Source organism: Acinetobacter sp. CE-15 (genome assembly GCF_051059255.1).
GTDB classification, from domain to species: domain Bacteria; phylum Pseudomonadota; class Gammaproteobacteria; order Pseudomonadales; family Moraxellaceae; genus Acinetobacter; species Acinetobacter guillouiae.
The window spans coordinates 3,005,070-3,021,671 of sequence record NZ_CP192737.1; the positions used below are offsets into that span (position 1 = coordinate 3,005,070).

Here is a 16,602-nt window from a genome sequence, read left to right on the forward strand (position 1 = left end):
TCCTGTGTTCTATATAGAAATCTTGGCAATTTAGGTTCAGCAATCTCTATGAGATTTAGTTATGCATTTAGAATAAAGTCAGCACCGCGCTCACCAATCATGATGGCAATGGCGTTGGTATTTCCACTTGGTACTTGTGGGCAAATGGAACAGTCAATCACGCGTAAATTTTGAAAACCATACACTTTAAGGGTTTGGTCAGTAACGGAGTCTTGTGAAGAATTGCCCATTTTACAGCTGCCCGCGGGATGGTAGACCGTTTTAATATTTTGACGCATCCACAGATCAATCGCAGCAATGTCATCGGGATCAATATTTGCTGGTTCAATAATATCTTTGACTATAGATTTTAATGCAGGCTGTTGTAGTAAACGTAGCCCTGCCTGAACCGCGCGGATATTGGCATCAATATCTTCTTGATGACCTAAATAGTTTGGATCAATGATCGGCAAAGTATTTGGGTCTTTACTGCTTAAACGTAAACTGCCTCGTGCTTTGGGTTGTACATGTCCAACCTTAATGGTGAGACCATGTTCTTGTGCCACTGCTTTTTCACCTGGCGTATTATCAAAATTATCCAGTACTGGCAAGAAATGGAACTGTACATCAGGTCGGCCATGGTTATTGGTATCAATAAAGCCACCACCTTCTAAAATATTAGACGTTAATAAACCAGAACGGGTAAAGCGCCATTGTAAAAAGTGCCGTAGTGCTTTTAAACCTTGATCTTCCCCAAGCAAGCTATTCTTGGTTTTAACAGTTGCATTCACTGACATATGTAGATGATCATGAAAATTCTCACCCACAGGTAAGTCTTGAATACATTCAATGCCCAGTTCATTTAAATGCTGTTTTGGGCCAATTCCTGAGAGTAATAAAACTTTTGGACTACCAATTGCACCAGCACTGACAATAATTTCTTTGCTTGCGTGTACAGTAACAGCAGATTTTCCAGCAATGCTATAGGTTACGCCTGTCGCCCGACCAGCATGTGTTTCGATTTTATGGACCAGTGCATCGGTCACCACAGTAAGATCTGCAAGATGTTCAACCGCTTTTAAATAGGTTTTTGCAGTACTGGCTCTTTCACCATGCAGGGTTGTGGTTTGATAAAAGCCGACACCCGCTTGATCCCATCCATTGAGATCATTGCCATATTTCATCCCCATTTGCTGACCAGCTTGGATACAAGCAAGTGTTAAAGGATGACGATAACGATTTTCACTGACAGGCAAAATACCCTCTTGTCCGTGATACTCATCCGCAAGGCTTTCATTCTTTTCAGCTTTTTTAAAAAATGGAAGCACCTTTTGATAAGACCAATTGTTGCAGCCCCATTCAGATGCCCATAGATCATAATCCTGACGTTGTCCACGACAGTACACCATGCCATTGACAGAGCTTCCTCCGCCAAGGACTTTACCTTGTGCAAGAATCATTTCACGGTGATTACAATGCTTTTGTGGAACCGTCATATACGGCCATGATTTTTGTTGAAATACTTTGATTACTGTTGCTGGGATCGTATGGAACATACTATTGTCCTTCGTCCCCGCCTCTAAAACCAGCACTCGTCCTGCTTTTGCTTGTAATAATCGTGCTGCGACCACACAGCCTGCCGACCCTGCCCCAATAATAATATATTCATATTCTGCTTGCATCATGCTTGCCTACTCATCTAATTCCTTGAATAAGATTTCACCATGATTACAGCGGATGTTCTTGTTTAAATGTGACTCACTTTATGCAAAATTGTGACATTGACAGCAGATCTAAATTTCATTGACTACATTTTTAAGCGATATTGTTTCGGTGAAAGCCCGATCATCTTACGGAATAATTTTGAGAAATGAGCACTGTCACCAAATCCCCACTTCAAAGCAATTTCAGTAATCGACAGACTTTTATTTTTGCCATCTTTTAATTCATACTGAATTTTTTCGATACGATGCATTTGAATAAACTTGTGTACAGATTGCTGTTGATGTTCAAATAATCGGTGTAAATGCCGAAGTGAAATCCCTAAGTGATTTGCGATCATTTGTGCATTTAAACTTTGCTGATTGAGATGTTCAAAAATAAATCGCTCTGCTTTTATTTTGAGATGACTGGAAATTTCAATATTTTTATAGTTAATTGTCGGTTTGATTAAAGCAATCAAGGCATCTTCAAAAGCATTGCCATCCTCTTTTGCATACCAAAGTTCAATATTTTCAGGTGATAGATTTTGCAACATACCTTTCAGCAAATGCCCACTCATATTGGAAGTGTTTAATTTGCCAAAATGATCAACTGTAATGCCTTGCTTGAATAATTTCTCACGCGATAAATGCACTGAAACATGACTAAATAAACCTTGTGGATACATATCAATCGTTTCATCAGGATCAAGTAAGGTAATCTCTCCTTCATTTAAATCAATATTTTGCTCTTTATAAACAATCCGCATCTTGCCTGTGTACTGAATTACCAAAAAACAGAAACGATCTTTCACTCGATCAGGCATACCACTTTTTCTGCAAATATGACTGGCATTACTTTTTATAAAAGCAACCTCTGTCTCACCCAATAGGAAGAACTTTACTTCACCAATAAATAAATTATTTTGTTTATCAAAGGTCGTTTCAAAATCACCACAAACCTTTTGAATAGATTGCTTCCACTGCACAATTTCATTTTCTTTAGCTTGATTCATATCCATTCCCCTTGGACAGATCGATTCAATAATTTGAGTAGCTTTGCTTTGTCTTTTCCAACACCATTAAAAATTCTATCTCAATAAATCCAAATAACCGACAAATTCATCTAGATATTTGTCGGTTAGTTGATGTTTATACAATCCCCGCAATATCCTTTAAAATTTTAATAAAAATTTCCTTTTCATTTTCAGGATATTTTTCAAAAACTTCATTTTGATGGCTATCGGCAATATCAAACAGATAATGTGCGGTTTTCTTACCCTTTTCCGTTAACTTAAAAAATCCATCCGTTTCAATCAATAAACCATCTTTTTTTAAGATAAGCGCAGCTTGTTCGATCTCACGCATCGGCATGGCAATATCACGTGGTAAATCTGCTTTATTGGATGCGGTACCACTGCCTAACACCAATAATAATCTTGCTTCACTGGTGCGAAATCCAGTGATTAACTGCTTCGGAATATAATCGGTCTGATAAAATTTAAACGCCCGACTCATTAAATAGCAGACATTACTATATAAATGCCCTTGATGTAATTCGCCTAAGTCTTCTGCTTCTACAGTATCTTTAAGCTGTAATAATGGATGAGGAATCACGCCTGAATACGCACCTTGGTGATACACCAACGGACTACGCCCTTGATCATGAAACTTAACGACTTTGCCAATAATAATCCAGTGATCACCACCTTCAATAATTTCATGTCGCTCACATTCAAACACTGCTGAACAATGGTCTAGAACTGGTGATTGACCTGCACCAACCTGATAACTTGTGCCTTCATACTTATCGATATTGCGACGGGAAAACTTATTGGATAACTCAATTTGAGAACCCGATAAAATATTTACCGCAAAATGCGTAGCTTGCTCAAATACAGAAAAACTCGATGATTTTTTATCGATACTCCATAAAATGAGTGGTGGGTCTAAAGACACTGAGTTAAAACTATTTGCAGTGACTCCAACCTTCTCGCCTTGCTCATTTTGTGCCGTCACAATGGTCACACCTGTAGCAAAATTACCCAATGCCCGTCTAAATTGCATTGGATCTATTTTGATTTCATCCATTGATTTTAATGAATTCATTATTCTCTCCTGAATCTTTTATCCTATTTAGCTCGGTATCTGAAATTGCTTCGTCCTGTTAAAAGCAATTAAATATCCAGTACCAATCGTGCTGACTTTGCACGGGAACAGCACACCAGTATTTGTTCATTACTGGCTTTTTCTTCATCAGTAAAATACACATCACGATGATCAGGCTCACCTTCGATCACATCGCACATACAGGTTCCGCAGACGCCCTGTTCGCAAGACATTTCAATCTCAATCCCTTCACGTGCCAGTGCTTGCAGAATGGTTTCTTCGGCATTGACCATGATGATCTTGCCGCTACGCTCAGCAACAACTTCAAATGCATCACCGTTGGTTTCAACCTCAACCTGAAAATATTCCTTATGAATCTGTTGCTCAGGAAAATTTTGCGTCAATGCCAAATTAATCACCCAATCCATAAATCCATTGGGACCACAGGTATAGATATGGCTTGCTTTGTCTATGTCCTGAATGGCAGATTGAAAAAACTCGCGATGGCTGGCCCCTTCCGATTTAAAATGAAAGGTGGTAAAGGGCGCCAATACACTATTTCTAATTTCATCGACAAAGGCACATTGCTCTGGGCTTGCCCCGCAATAATGCAGTTCAAAAGATGCATTTTCTTGTACCAATTGATAGGCCATAGTGATCAAAGGAGTAATTCCAATCCCCCCACCCACCAGTACAGCATGTTTGGCTTTGACTAATGGAAACAGATTTTTCGGTTCACTGACCTGTATTTGCATACCATCTTTTAAATCATCAAAAGCCGATACTGAACCACCACGCGATTCTGGATCACGTAAAATCCCCAGTCTGAATATGCCAACATCTTTTGGGTTTTGGCATAGTGAGTACTGACGCACCATACCATTGGGTAAGTGCACATCAATATGCGCACCTGCTTCAATTTTTGGTAATGTGGCAGAATTTGCAGATTCAAACTCCATGACTGCAACATTCCCACCTTCTACATGACGGTTTCTGACGACCACGTTATAGAGTGTAGCCATGATTTATCTCCCTTTTATGCATCTCGCCCAAGGCTTAACGCATAAATAATCCACCGTTAATATCCCACGTCGCCCCAGTGACAAAAGCTGCGTTTGGACTTGCCAACAAGGCACAGGTTTCAGCAATAAATTCCATACTACCTAATGCTTTGACTGGGATATTTTGAATAAATTGCGCCATTTTCTCGTCAGATACCACACTGTGTACAATCGGTGATTCCATTGGCCCAGGTGCTATGGCGTTTACAGTCACACCTTTAGCAGCAAACTCTTTGGCAAATATTTTGGTCAAAGTCACAATTGCACCTTTGGTTGCAGCATAGTGAGCGCCTGTCGCAGTGCCTCCATTTTGCCCTGCCAATGAAGCCATATTGACGATACGGCCATAGCCTTGATCTGCCATATATTTGCCAATAATCTGACACGCTTGAAAGGTTCCTCGCTGATTCACTTGGGTGATCCAGTCAAAGTCAGCTGCAGTAATCTCTAAAACAGGAGTTGCCTTAGTGACCGTCGCATTATTAATCAACACATCCAATTTGCTGAATTTTTGTTGAATCCACTGCACTGCAGCATGAAAATCTTGCTCAACTGAAATATCCAGTTTTAACGCAAACATATTCTCCGCATTAGGACTACGTGCTTTGGCATTTTCAGCCTTTTCTAAGCTGCTGGCAGAGACAATCACTTGATGCCCCTGTGCTGCAAAATATTCGGCGATCACATTCCCTAAACCAGATGCTGCGCCCGTGACTAAAACAACCTGTTTCATTTTTGCGCTCCTAGAGAATGTAACTAATACCCGCCAAAGTATCGGTCGAGTTGACTAAGTTGATAATTTTACGATTGATCTTAAAGCCTTGTTCTGGATCACGAACCAAATGAAAAATCACATCTGCGGTGTAATGTTTCAAGCTTTCCTTACGGAATTCACGAAGGTTTTGTGCACAGCGTAAAATGATTTCACCATCCTCATCTTTTACGACACGGATACGTGACACGCTACGGACGGTATTGGCTTTGGGTGCAGTCGAAATCGCTTCACCATTTTCCAAACGTTCGACCCGTAATGTACGCATATGATTGTTGTCATAGGCATAGTTCAAATTATTTTCATAATCCTTGAGTGTCGGATCAATCGGAATGATATACACGCCTTTTTCATTCCAGAGATTGAGCCATTCACGGTATTCACTGTGGTCTAACATGTCAGCTTCAGCCCAAACAAAAGCAGTCACTTCATTTAATAATTGCAAATTCATGTTCATGCTACTCTCCTTAAGCCGTCATCATCTTTTTCCACTGCTGATAAGCAGCGCGCATTCCAGTTTCTGCACTGACATCGCTCTTTAAGCCATCTTCAGTTTTTACTTCTCCGGGTAAACCACGGTTCAACATGATCCATAAATCATGACCAGCATTGGCACCATGTTGCACACGTTCCCACGCTTCTGAGTCATCAGGCGTACCGAAACCAAATGGACCTTGGAAATGTTCATGTAGACGTAAGCGATATTGATTGGCAATCTGTGGACCACCATCCATCGTGATCACAGAATGGTGAATTTCAGTTTCATTGACTGAAATCGGTTGCATAACACGGAAGAACGCCATTGAACAGGCAATGTTCGGGAACAGGTTTAAGTTAAAACCAGAGCCACCCACAGCACGTACAATACGGCGTACTTCAAGTTCTTCATGCCCTTCATCACGTAACGCTTGAGCAAGCTCTTCAAAACGTTCCTGAATTGGGCGTTCCATCAACGCTTCATCTAAATCCACCAGCTCAGGAATCATCACCATGACACTGTGACCATTGCCTAAGTCTTCAACATAGCCAGGTTGATTTTCAAAGTTAAATAGCTCTTCAGTCTTCTCATCGACTGAACTTAAGAACGACTTATGTACCAAGGGGAAATGATAAGCATCGGTGGTATTTTCCAGCTGGATTTTCCAGTTGCCTGGGAAACGGAAACGATGTTCACCCAATACTTTAATTGGATAACCTGCGCCTTGTTTCATAAACAAATCAATCCATTTTTTCGCAGCGCCCAAGAAATCCGCTAAAGGCTCAATATCATCTTTAAAGGTGGCGAAAATCATACCGTTGTATTCTTCAACACGTAGGCTAATCAATGGAAACTCTGATTTATCCAGACACTCACCGTAACTTTCAGGCGAAGGTACACCACGCAATGAACCATCCAGTGCATAGCTCCATCCGTGATATGGGCAAACAAAACTGTTGGTTTTGCCTTTTTTATGTTCACATACCGTTGCTGCACGATGGCGGCAACGATTGAGCAATACATGGACTTTTTTCTTACGGTCACGTACAACGACCACAGGTTGCTTACCAATATTAATAGTTTTATAGCTACCACCATCTGGAATTTCGCTGGCATGTGCCACCCAAACCCAAGTGCTGTAATAAATCTTTTCCATTTCATCATCAAAGACACGCGCATCTTTATATAAAGAGGTATGTGCACGATCACTTTGAACTAACTCACTGTAATCAATGTTAATATTCTGCATTGGAATAATACTGTTCATATCCATTATCCTTTTCAATTTATCCATAACTTATTGCTGAGACGGTACTGGCAATATCGCTGTACTGTTCCAGTGAGACACGGGGCGACTAAAAATATTTTCAGTCTGAAAATGTTTGATCTTCCATAGACCATCGGTTTGCTGTTTAAATTTCACACTGAGTTTTGCGGCATTTAAATGGCTATCTCCATTGAGAAAGGTCGAGGTTTGCAACATCAACCAGCTTGCATTGGCCTGATCGCCTGCAATATAAATTTGTTCTGAGCTGACAAAATGCGCATTCATCACAAAATGTGATTCGGCTTGGGTATAGCTTTTAAACATGTCAAAAATGGCTTGCCATGAAGCATAGCGACCAAAAGATTGCGCATATTTCTCACCAATTCCTTCCCAAATACTGTCCTGATCAAATAAATCCATTAATTCATTGAGGTCAGTCTTGGCATTTAATCCATCACAAATTTCCATATAACGATGAATACAATTACGAATCGCGTTTTGCGCTTCGAGCTGCTCTAAGCGTTGTAAGATAACGGTCAAATCCATCTTGCTATTCATGTCATATTCATCCTTGGACATCTCGTGATTATTTAAATTCGGCTTATAAATAACCGGGTGCTGGCTGCATACCAAAGCTCACCAAAGCGGCATTTTGTAAAGTGGCATCGCCCATAAAGGCATGCTGAGTCACCACATTGGTATCATTCACAAAACGGCTAAATGGGTTATGGGTATAAATTGCAGTCATGCCCGCCAGCATTTGAATTTTGCGCGTTACACGTGCGCAAACTCGAGCAACATGGGTACAAGACAAACGCATCTCACTGATCTGTTCTGGCGTTGGCGTACCACCTGCAATAATTTCATTCCAAACGATTTGCATAGTGTCGTAGAACCAAACACGTGCTGCTTTAAACTCAGCTTCGACTTGGGCAAATTCATATTGGGTGACTGGGCGACTGGCAATTTCAGCACCACCTGTAATGGATGATTTCCCTGGCGCTAACTTTTGGAATTCTTCCAACGCTGCTGCTGCAACACCGATCCCGACCACAGTTAACACCTGTGTTGCCAACGACAGTGATGGATATTTAAAAAAAGGTTCCGAAAGTTTGGACGGTTCACCACGGATAAAGGTCCAGTCATTGTTTACAAAGACATTATCCACCAACAGATCATGACTGCCTGTTCCCTTTAAACCGACCGTATCCCAAGTCATTTCGATTTGCGCTTGTTTTGCAGGAATAATTGCTAAACGAGGGAGACCTTGTGTGGTGTTATTGACCTGTGGACTAATCCCCACCCCAATAATATCGGCCCCCATACAACCACTTGAAAATTTCCATCGACCTTTTACCACCACGCCATCAGCTCTTAAATCTGCGGGTTGTGGTGGAAAAATACCTGCTGCAAATACAATATCTGGGCTCTCTTTATATAATTCTTCAAGCGTTGCTTCAGGCAGGCTACCCAAATAGGCAGGGCTCATCCCAAAACTCGCAACCCATCCCACGGATCCATCTGCTTTAGACAAACGTTCAATCAACTCACAAAACTGTTGAGGTGACCATTCATTGCCGCCAAAACGTTTCGGTACCAATGCACGATAGACACCAATCTGTTTCAACTTATCGATGATGTCTTGACTCACATACGCTTGGTTATCGAACTCGCCTGTACAAGCACGTTCTCGAATCTCCTGACAGAGTGCTTCTAATTCCGTTATTGTTGTGTCCATTACAAATTCCTTTGTCGATAAATTATTCATTACCCAACTCCTTGTCATTTATTGCGCGGCATCCACGATATATTTCGCAATTGCACACACCAGCTCATCCGAATTTCGTTTCGCCACGATTTGTAAACCCACTGGTTGTCCTTCGCTGGTTTTGAGCGGTATTGAAATTGCAGGATGACCAGATAAATTGAATGGACGCACCAATGAAGTTAAGTTCAACAGTGCAACCATATGTTCTGCATCGATTAATTTGGGTGGAATTTGCGGAAGGGTTGGCAGTAACACGGCATCATATTTTTCCAATAAGCCATCAATTTCATTGATAAATTGTGCTTTGACCACTTCCGCCTCTTTTACTTGTTGCGCAGTGGTTTGCGCAGATTTGAGCAAGCGAGCATGGATATCGTCACCCAGCAAACCAGTTTTGGTTAACTCACCATACGCCTGCCAATTTTCATAATTAATGATTTGCATCCCTGCATCATAAGCAGGTTCAAACCATTCAGATTTCACTGGTGTAGCTGACAGATTCACCTGAGCAAGAAATTGCTGAATACAGTTCAATACCGTTGGGTTCGCATTTACCTCAAGCCAAGCCAGTTTCGGCGTATGCACTAATTTTTCCAAAGCATGGAAACTTGGATCAATTATCTGCATCGCGGTTTCAATCATTGCAACCGAAGCGGCAAATGGTCCCACGCAATCCAGCGAACTCATGGCTGGATGTATCCCTTGACGACTGACGCGATTGAATGTCGGCTTAAAACCATACACGCCACAACATGCCGCTGGCATACGAATTGAACCACCAGTATCGGTACCTAAAGTAAAATCAGCCAGACCTGCGGCTACGGCAGCAGCAGACCCACTTGATGAACCACCTGGAATAAGATCAGGATATTGAGGATTGATTGCAGTGCCAAAAAAAGGATTGATCCCCGTAATTCCAAAAGCTAACTCATGTAGATTGGTTTTTGCAGTAATTTGGCAATCCGCTGCCAAAATACGCTCTACCACTTCTGCATTTTTTGTTGCAGAAGGCTTATCCATCAAGGCTTTGCTTCCGATCATGGTCTTTAGACCTTGAATATCAATGGAATCTTTCACCATGACTTTTAAAGCACCGCGTCCTATTTGTACGTCTTGTACAACAATATTCATTCACTTTTCCATGTATTTTTGTACTTAATACCAATATCGGAAAAAGTAATGTAATTGTCAAGATGTTTTTATCAGAAAGAGCAAAGATTTTTTCTTTAATTTTTGTATAATGATGAATATTCATCTTTATAAAGTTATCACTTTGCTATGCTTACTCATTTAGAACAATTTCTACCTAATAATGAACCTAGCAGTTTACAAAGCTATCCTTTCTTTTGGATTTCTCAAGTGAATGGTAAATATACACAACTTATTGAAAAGTCAATAAAAAAACTAGGTATCGACAATACACGTCGTAAAATCATTTTAAGCACCAATGCTTTGCAACAAGCCAGTATTACCGAAATTGCCAACCTCTCTACCCTTAAATTGACCACAGCAACCAAAGCCATTTATCGCTTGGTTGAAGATGATATTGTGCAGGTTTTTTCGTCAGAGTCTGATGAACGTATTTCGATGGTCAAGCTCACAGACAAAGGCAAAGAACTAGTGGAGCAGATCAATCAAATCAGCCAAGTGACTTTATCTGGGATTTTAAATGCCTTTGAAGATGAAGAATTGCATCAGTTAAATGCACAGTTGAAAAAGCTATTCAATTTGATGCCATCAAGCTAAAAGCTGTAAATAAACGCCCATTAGCTGAATGCAATGGGCGAATTGTTCAGTTCATCACGTTGTGGACTGTAAAATATTAAACGGTGGTTTTAACTTACTTTTTTCAATTCGATCTGAAAAGGTCCGCAAAACATCTTGTTTATATTGATGAATATCCACATCCGCATAATTATAAAAGCCCTGCTTTTCACGAAGGCCATTACGCTGCTGCCGCATATTTTCCGCAATAATTTCAGGTGTACGAAAACGCTCACCCAGCTCTTTTTGCAAATATTGCGAGGCATAATACAAAATATCGCCACCGCCCCAATCAATAAACTCCAATAAGCCTAAAACAGAAAAACGCAAACCAAAACCAGTACGAATAGCAATATCAATATCTTCTGCCGAAGCGACTCCATCTTCAACCATACGTGCCGCTTCATTCATTGCCAATGCCTGAATCCTTGGCACGATATAGCCCGCCTTGGCATTACAAACCACAGGTACCTTACCAATCGCCTGTAGAAATTGCTTAAGCTGAGACAACACCTCATTTGAGGTCTGGTCAGAACGGCTTAACTCCACCAAAGGCATGAGATAAGCAGGATTTAGCCAGTGTGCATTGACCACTCGCTCAGGATGCGAAATCATTTGCGCAATATCCGTCACTAAAAATGTGGAGGTGGTCGAAGCCACAATACACTGCTGTGAAAGATATTGATCCAGCCAAGCAAAAATTTCTTGTTTGGCTTGTTTTACTTCTGGTACAGCCTCAAGGATCAACGCACAGTTTGGCAATATGCCTGTAGCAGCCTGTTTAGATAAAATCGCAATCTTATCCAAAATAAAATCTTGCTGCTCCGCTTGAATAAACTGAATTTTCTCAAGCAACTTTAACTCTTGCTGTAAATCAGCACGAATTTGAGTTTGATATTGTTCAAATTCAGCTTCACTGCGCTGTTTTGCATCAATCAAATCAACGTTTAGTCCTGCATAGGCAAAAGCAATCGCAATAGCTTTGCCCATACGTCCAGCACCAAGCACCGCAATTTTTTCGATCATCTGCATTTTAGACTCCTTGTTGCAAAATCGCTTGCAGTTCTGCTGGGCTTTTATCCGCAAGACCTAAACGCTCAAAAGTACGTCCTTGTTGATATAAATCCTTACCCGTGACCGCTGACGCGATATTCAACAATCCTTCAGCAACAGGGGTTGCAACACCAGCCCAACGTCCCACAGAAACTAAAAAAGATAATCCTAAACGAGTGTCTTCTAACATATAGCGATGTGAATCTAAGTCGATATCCTCGCGCCAGTCACCGCTGTCGGTTAATTTTCCATGTGCCCCACGTCCATACATCCATTCATCACCCTCACCTTCATGATTATAATGATCCGCCAAAGGAAAATGTGGTGCGACATATCCCAATGCTTCACGTACTTGTATTCGTTCCGCATCGAGTTGATTGGTGACACGACGAATTGAGGGTTGAGTACCTTCGTTATGAATATCCCACGCTTCAAAATGTTCAAGTGGACCCGCATTCATCAAAATCAGAGGTGGATGAATAATGGGGCCAGCATTCATCAATGCCCCACTTAAGCTGTCCTCAACGGGTTCAACGCTAGGATAAGCCTGCTTAAGCACTTGAAATGCCTGTTGTGACAATACGCTTGGAAATACGCCTGTGGGTAACCGGGTCGCATAACCACTAATCACAATTTGATTCACCCCATGTTTACGCACCAAATAAGGCAAAGTCCCAGTTTCTGCAAATGCCACTTGCGCAGTGTTGCCTGCTTGTTGCATCGCCTTGGCAAAGATAAAACTACCAAATGTCGCTGGTGGCAAGTACACCACTTGCCCTGCTTTAAAAAATGGCGCTGCTTGACTGGCTAAATCATCATGTGTGGTCGCAGGTAATGGAATAATAATCAACTCAGCATGTTCAATGGCGCGTTGCAAATCATCAGACAAATTAATCTGACTCTTTTCAAAACCCACCGTCACAGTGCGATCGCCCTGATAATCTTTAATCTTTAATTGCCCAGTGGCAGCAAGTTGTTGTAAAGCATCTGAATCACGGCGCCATAACAGCACCTCATGCCCTTTTTCAGCCATTTCTGCCGCAGCTGCATAACATCCATGACCGCCACCTAAAACTGTAATTTTCATCATTGCTCTTCCTGATTTATTTCAATTCATCATAGAAGCGCAATAACCTGCTGGCTTATCCAAACACGCAACATGTGTTCAGTTTACGAAAGCATTGTACTCATTTGAACAGGACTCATTTTTAAAGTTTTAGAAGGCAAACACCCAAAACGTTTTTTATACAGCGTAGAAAAATGCCCTAAACTTTGGAAGCCATGACGCAGCACAATATCCGTCACTGTTTCATTGGTTTGAGCTTGCTGTAAAGCCTGATGTACCCGTTCAAGTCGCTGATCGCGGATATACTCGACTGGGGTTTGTTGTAAATACTGGCTAAAGCCTTTTTGTAATGTGCGGATCGACACCTCACAACACTGACTTAAATCTGCTAATGAAATCGGTTGTTCTAAATGATTCTGAATATATTTTTGTGCTTTTTTTAGATAGCCGGGCAAAATATGCTGTCTTTGCAAATTAAGCTGATCACTATAGTTATTTGGGATCTTTAATAAAATCAGTTCAATTAAATACTGGGTAAAACTCGCAGAGATAAAGCTCCAATTTTGAATATGATAATAGGCATGGCACAAATAATTGAGGGTTTCAATAATCGAGTCTATGCCTTCTTCGGTACAGGACAGGCTCATATCAAAGATAACCGGTTCATGACTGGTATGCCCCAACATTTTAAACAATTGGGTTTCTACATCATGTTGAGCAAGTTTTAAAATAATATTTCGGCAATGCTGATTGGTCTGGATTTGCTGTTGAGTATGCGGATGCGTAATCGACATAATCCCGACTGACTGTAGCACCTGTTGGTCTTCTATACCGACTTTGCATTGGCCTTCCAGTGTCAAACGAAATAAATAAAAATCAGAAACCTCATCAATGGTGATTATCACAGGAGCACTATATTTAAGATCGTACAAGGCACAATTTCCAAAGCGAAAACCATTTAAACGGGTATTTAGCGGTTCACGCACTTCCACCTCAAAACGATGAGGGCTTAAATAATAGCTGACCTGATCTTTAATGGTTTGATAATCATCCGATTTAAACAACAGCAGCTCATTTAGATAATCCAACTTGAAAAACTGTTCCATCCTTTCACTCCCTGATTATGGATTGACCAAACAAGTCACAAAGCCCATTACAAAGAATGGGCGTTGTGACTGATTGAGAACACCATTAAATTAAGAGGCATGTTCCTGCTGCATACTGGCACTAAATGCCTTACAGCCCTTTTTCAATAAGATAAATGCCAACACACATGAAATCGTACCCACGATAGACAAAGACATCCCCACCATCAGTGGATTTTCAAAGATTTTATCTGTAATCAATGCCACCAACGTGGTACCGATTCCAACCGCAACCAAATTACTGATCAGCAAAAATACAGCTGAGATTTGTGCGCGCAACTGATTCGGTGCCAGCATTTGCATTGCTGTGGTTGAAATTGGCATTGGGAAAGAGGCAAAAAACATGGCAGGGACCAGAAATACCACAGAAAGCCACAGCTCATTGACTTGGGTAAACACCATAATTGGTAAAATTAATCCCACAATTCCAATCACACCGGTAATCATTGGCGCGTCCTTACGTCCTTTTTGAATAAACCAGTCATTGAGCCAGCCTGCACAGAATACGCCAAGAATATTTGCCACCAATAACACCGTGCCTAGCATATAGCCTGCTTCTGTCGGTGTAAGGCCAAACTTACGCATGTAAAATGCTGGTGACCAACTAATCAAGCAATACAGCGCCATTGCATAGAAAGTAAAACCTAAATAATGGCAAGTAAAAGTACGACTATGTTTTTTGATAAACTTAAACGCATCTTTCATGCTGGTCTTTTCAACTTGACCTTGTGCATTTAAGCGCTGACCTTTACGTTGCGGTTCTCTCACTGTAAGTAACACCAGAAAGCCAATAAACACCCCAGGTAAGCCCACGATAATAAATGCCGCCTGCCATGCTCTTAATGCACCAAATAAAGGAACCTGAATGGTATCCATATTTTTAAGCAAGCCAATCACATAACCACCGACCAGAAAAGCAATCCCTCCACCGACAAATGAACCAATTGAATATACTGCAACAGCACGGCCTAATTTGTCCTTACTGAACATATCACTAAACATTGAATACGCCGCAGGAGATAAAGCAGCTTCGCCCACTCCAACCCCCATACGGCTTAAAAACAGTTGAATAAAGTTTTTACTTAAGCCACAGAATGCCGTTGCAATGCTCCAAAACACTACCCCGACTGCAATAATTTTTGGTCGAGAAAATCGGTCTGCCAAATAGGCCAGTGGCAATCCCATAAAGGCGTAAAACAACGAAAAGGCGAGACCATGTAATAGACTAAATTGGGTATCTGACAAACCTAGATCAGCCTTAATCGGTTCAATCATCAGTGCCAGTATTTGCCGATCTATAAATGAAAATATATAAGCCAACATGCAAAGTGAAACAACATACCATGCATATGTATTTGAATGAGAGCCTGTTGACTCTGGTGAATGAGTATCCATTTTTCTTCCTTGTCCATGCATTTTTATGATTAGTATCTTTAAGAAGATGTCGCGTATTTAAGGAAATATCCATTTCCTATCCACCTTCTTGATAAAAGCTTAACCCACTATAGTTATTTTTACATGTAATTTTCCATGTTATTTTAAGTATATAGTTATACCTTTTACTTCACAATGCTCAACTCGAACAAATTTATTTCATTTAAAATATTATATATCAATAAGATAATACATTTTTAAATTGTAAATTACTTTTGGGAGCATTCTCGGAACATACGTTAAAAATTTAATTTTAAAATAATATTGAATTTTACATTTATTTTTACATAATATAGAAAATACACCTCTCATAGGAAATGGATATGCCGCTGTCAAAACAAGATGCAATTGAAAGTATACATAGCATGCACGTACTGATTGAACGTATTTTTAACGGGAAACATACAGAACAAGATCTTCCCCTACTTATTGAATATTTTTCCGATCATTTTGAGATGGTCGGTGCAGCTGGAAAGCGCTTTTCCTTAGCCGATGTCAAAGGTCTGTTTAGCAATAATCAGGGCAAGATGCCAGATCTACAGATCGAAATTTATGATGAACAAATTTTAATGCAAAGCGAACAAAGCATTGTTCTCACCTATACTGAAAAACACACCAAGGAATCAGGAATTCTAGTTCGACGTTCTTGTGCGCTGATTGAAGAAATTCAAGGAAAAATGCAGTGGAGTTACTTACAGGAGACTTTTTTACCTTAAATAGCGGTCAGTCATAATAACTCCATTATTCAATGCAACGCTTTAAGTTCAATAAGATATCAATTTAGAATATAAATGATTGAGTTGCGACTTAAAGCTTAGCTCTCCGTTTTTCGCAAACACTTTGTCCATTTTCATCCCCATCATTAAAATTTTACTTAAAAACAAAATTACGGCGAAGCTCACTTAAAAAACATTATTCATTTCAAAAGTATGCATCTTGTTATGTGTAAAACTGATTCAACAATCCTATCGCAATCTCCTCAACAAAAATGTATCTAAGCATTTAA

At 40.5% G+C, this 16,602-nt stretch carries 16 protein-coding genes; 2 read left to right on the forward strand and 14 right to left on the reverse strand.

The features are described 5' to 3' along the window. Positions 1-59 precede the first annotated feature (59 nt). From ACQ7EO_RS13890 to ACQ7EO_RS13935, 10 genes are all read right to left on the reverse strand, one after another. Positions 60-1,661: a GMC family oxidoreductase gene (locus ACQ7EO_RS13890; RefSeq protein WP_434279618.1), complete on the reverse strand. Its 1,602-nt coding sequence runs from the start codon at positions 1,659-1,661 to the stop codon at positions 60-62. 125 nt (positions 1,662-1,786) lie between these two features. Beyond that, positions 1,787-2,695, reverse strand: coding sequence for a transcriptional regulator FeaR (gene feaR, locus ACQ7EO_RS13895; protein ID WP_434277706.1), 909 nt, complete (start codon positions 2,693-2,695; stop codon positions 1,787-1,789). 136 nt (positions 2,696-2,831) lie between these two features. Further along, positions 2,832-3,791, reverse strand: coding sequence for a p-hydroxyphenylacetate 3-hydroxylase reductase component (locus ACQ7EO_RS13900; protein ID WP_171287945.1), 960 nt, complete (start codon positions 3,789-3,791; stop codon positions 2,832-2,834). 65 nt (positions 3,792-3,856) lie between these two features. Further along, positions 3,857-4,810, reverse strand: coding sequence for a PDR/VanB family oxidoreductase (locus ACQ7EO_RS13905; protein WP_004721592.1), 954 nt, complete (start codon positions 4,808-4,810; stop codon positions 3,857-3,859). Positions 4,811-4,844: 34 nt separating this feature from the next. Continuing rightward, a complete protein-coding gene (locus ACQ7EO_RS13910) occupies positions 4,845-5,582 on the reverse strand; it encodes an SDR family NAD(P)-dependent oxidoreductase (RefSeq protein WP_314338573.1) in 738 nt (245 codons plus the stop codon). Between the two features lie 10 nt (positions 5,583-5,592). Continuing rightward, the gene (locus ACQ7EO_RS13915) at positions 5,593-6,078 is read right to left on the reverse strand and encodes an aromatic-ring-hydroxylating dioxygenase subunit beta (RefSeq protein WP_004721595.1); all 486 of its coding nucleotides are present in this window, start codon (positions 6,076-6,078) and stop codon (positions 5,593-5,595) included. 10 nt (positions 6,079-6,088) lie between these two features. After that, a complete protein-coding gene (locus ACQ7EO_RS13920; protein WP_434277708.1) occupies positions 6,089-7,366 on the reverse strand; it encodes an aromatic ring-hydroxylating oxygenase subunit alpha in 1,278 nt (425 codons plus the stop codon). Between the two features lie 30 nt (positions 7,367-7,396). Next, the gene (locus tag ACQ7EO_RS13925) at positions 7,397-7,924 is read right to left on the reverse strand and encodes a nuclear transport factor 2 family protein (RefSeq protein WP_154130239.1); all 528 of its coding nucleotides are present in this window, start codon (positions 7,922-7,924) and stop codon (positions 7,397-7,399) included. Between the two features lie 43 nt (positions 7,925-7,967). After that, positions 7,968-9,134 carry an acyl-CoA dehydrogenase family protein gene (locus ACQ7EO_RS13930; protein ID WP_105714294.1) on the reverse strand — a complete coding sequence of 389 codons (1,167 nt, stop codon included), beginning with the start codon at positions 9,132-9,134 and terminating at the stop codon, positions 7,968-7,970. An 18-nt stretch (positions 9,135-9,152) separates the two neighbouring features. Beyond that, entirely contained in the window at positions 9,153-10,265 is a 1,113-nt protein-coding gene (locus ACQ7EO_RS13935) for an amidase (RefSeq protein WP_434277711.1), read from the reverse strand. A gap of 147 nt (positions 10,266-10,412) precedes the next feature. Between ACQ7EO_RS13935 and ACQ7EO_RS13940 the strand changes: the two genes are divergently transcribed. Next, positions 10,413-10,880 carry a MarR family winged helix-turn-helix transcriptional regulator gene (locus tag ACQ7EO_RS13940; protein WP_004721604.1) on the forward strand — a complete coding sequence of 156 codons (468 nt, stop codon included), beginning with the start codon at positions 10,413-10,415 and terminating at the stop codon, positions 10,878-10,880. Between the two features lie 54 nt (positions 10,881-10,934). On the opposite strand, the gene ACQ7EO_RS13945 is transcribed toward ACQ7EO_RS13940, so the two are convergent. The 4 genes from ACQ7EO_RS13945 to ACQ7EO_RS13960 form a co-directional block, all read right to left on the reverse strand. Beyond that, positions 10,935-11,930, reverse strand: coding sequence for a 3-hydroxybutyryl-CoA dehydrogenase (locus tag ACQ7EO_RS13945; protein ID WP_434277713.1), 996 nt, complete (start codon positions 11,928-11,930; stop codon positions 10,935-10,937). A 1-nt stretch (position 11,931) separates the two neighbouring features. Further along, positions 11,932-13,038 carry an NAD/NADP octopine/nopaline dehydrogenase family protein gene (locus tag ACQ7EO_RS13950; protein ID WP_434279619.1) on the reverse strand — a complete coding sequence of 369 codons (1,107 nt, stop codon included), beginning with the start codon at positions 13,036-13,038 and terminating at the stop codon, positions 11,932-11,934. An 83-nt stretch (positions 13,039-13,121) separates the two neighbouring features. Further along, a complete protein-coding gene (locus ACQ7EO_RS13955; protein ID WP_434277714.1) occupies positions 13,122-14,123 on the reverse strand; it encodes a helix-turn-helix domain-containing protein in 1,002 nt (333 codons plus the stop codon). A 90-nt stretch (positions 14,124-14,213) separates the two neighbouring features. Then, positions 14,214-15,557 carry a spinster family MFS transporter gene (locus ACQ7EO_RS13960; RefSeq protein WP_434277715.1) on the reverse strand — a complete coding sequence of 448 codons (1,344 nt, stop codon included), beginning with the start codon at positions 15,555-15,557 and terminating at the stop codon, positions 14,214-14,216. Positions 15,558-15,919: 362 nt separating this feature from the next. Here ACQ7EO_RS13960 and ACQ7EO_RS13965 point away from each other — a divergent pair, with 362 nt between their 5' ends. After that, positions 15,920-16,312: a hypothetical protein gene (locus ACQ7EO_RS13965; protein WP_004820393.1), complete on the forward strand. Its 393-nt coding sequence runs from the start codon at positions 15,920-15,922 to the stop codon at positions 16,310-16,312. Positions 16,313-16,602 lie beyond the last annotated feature (290 nt).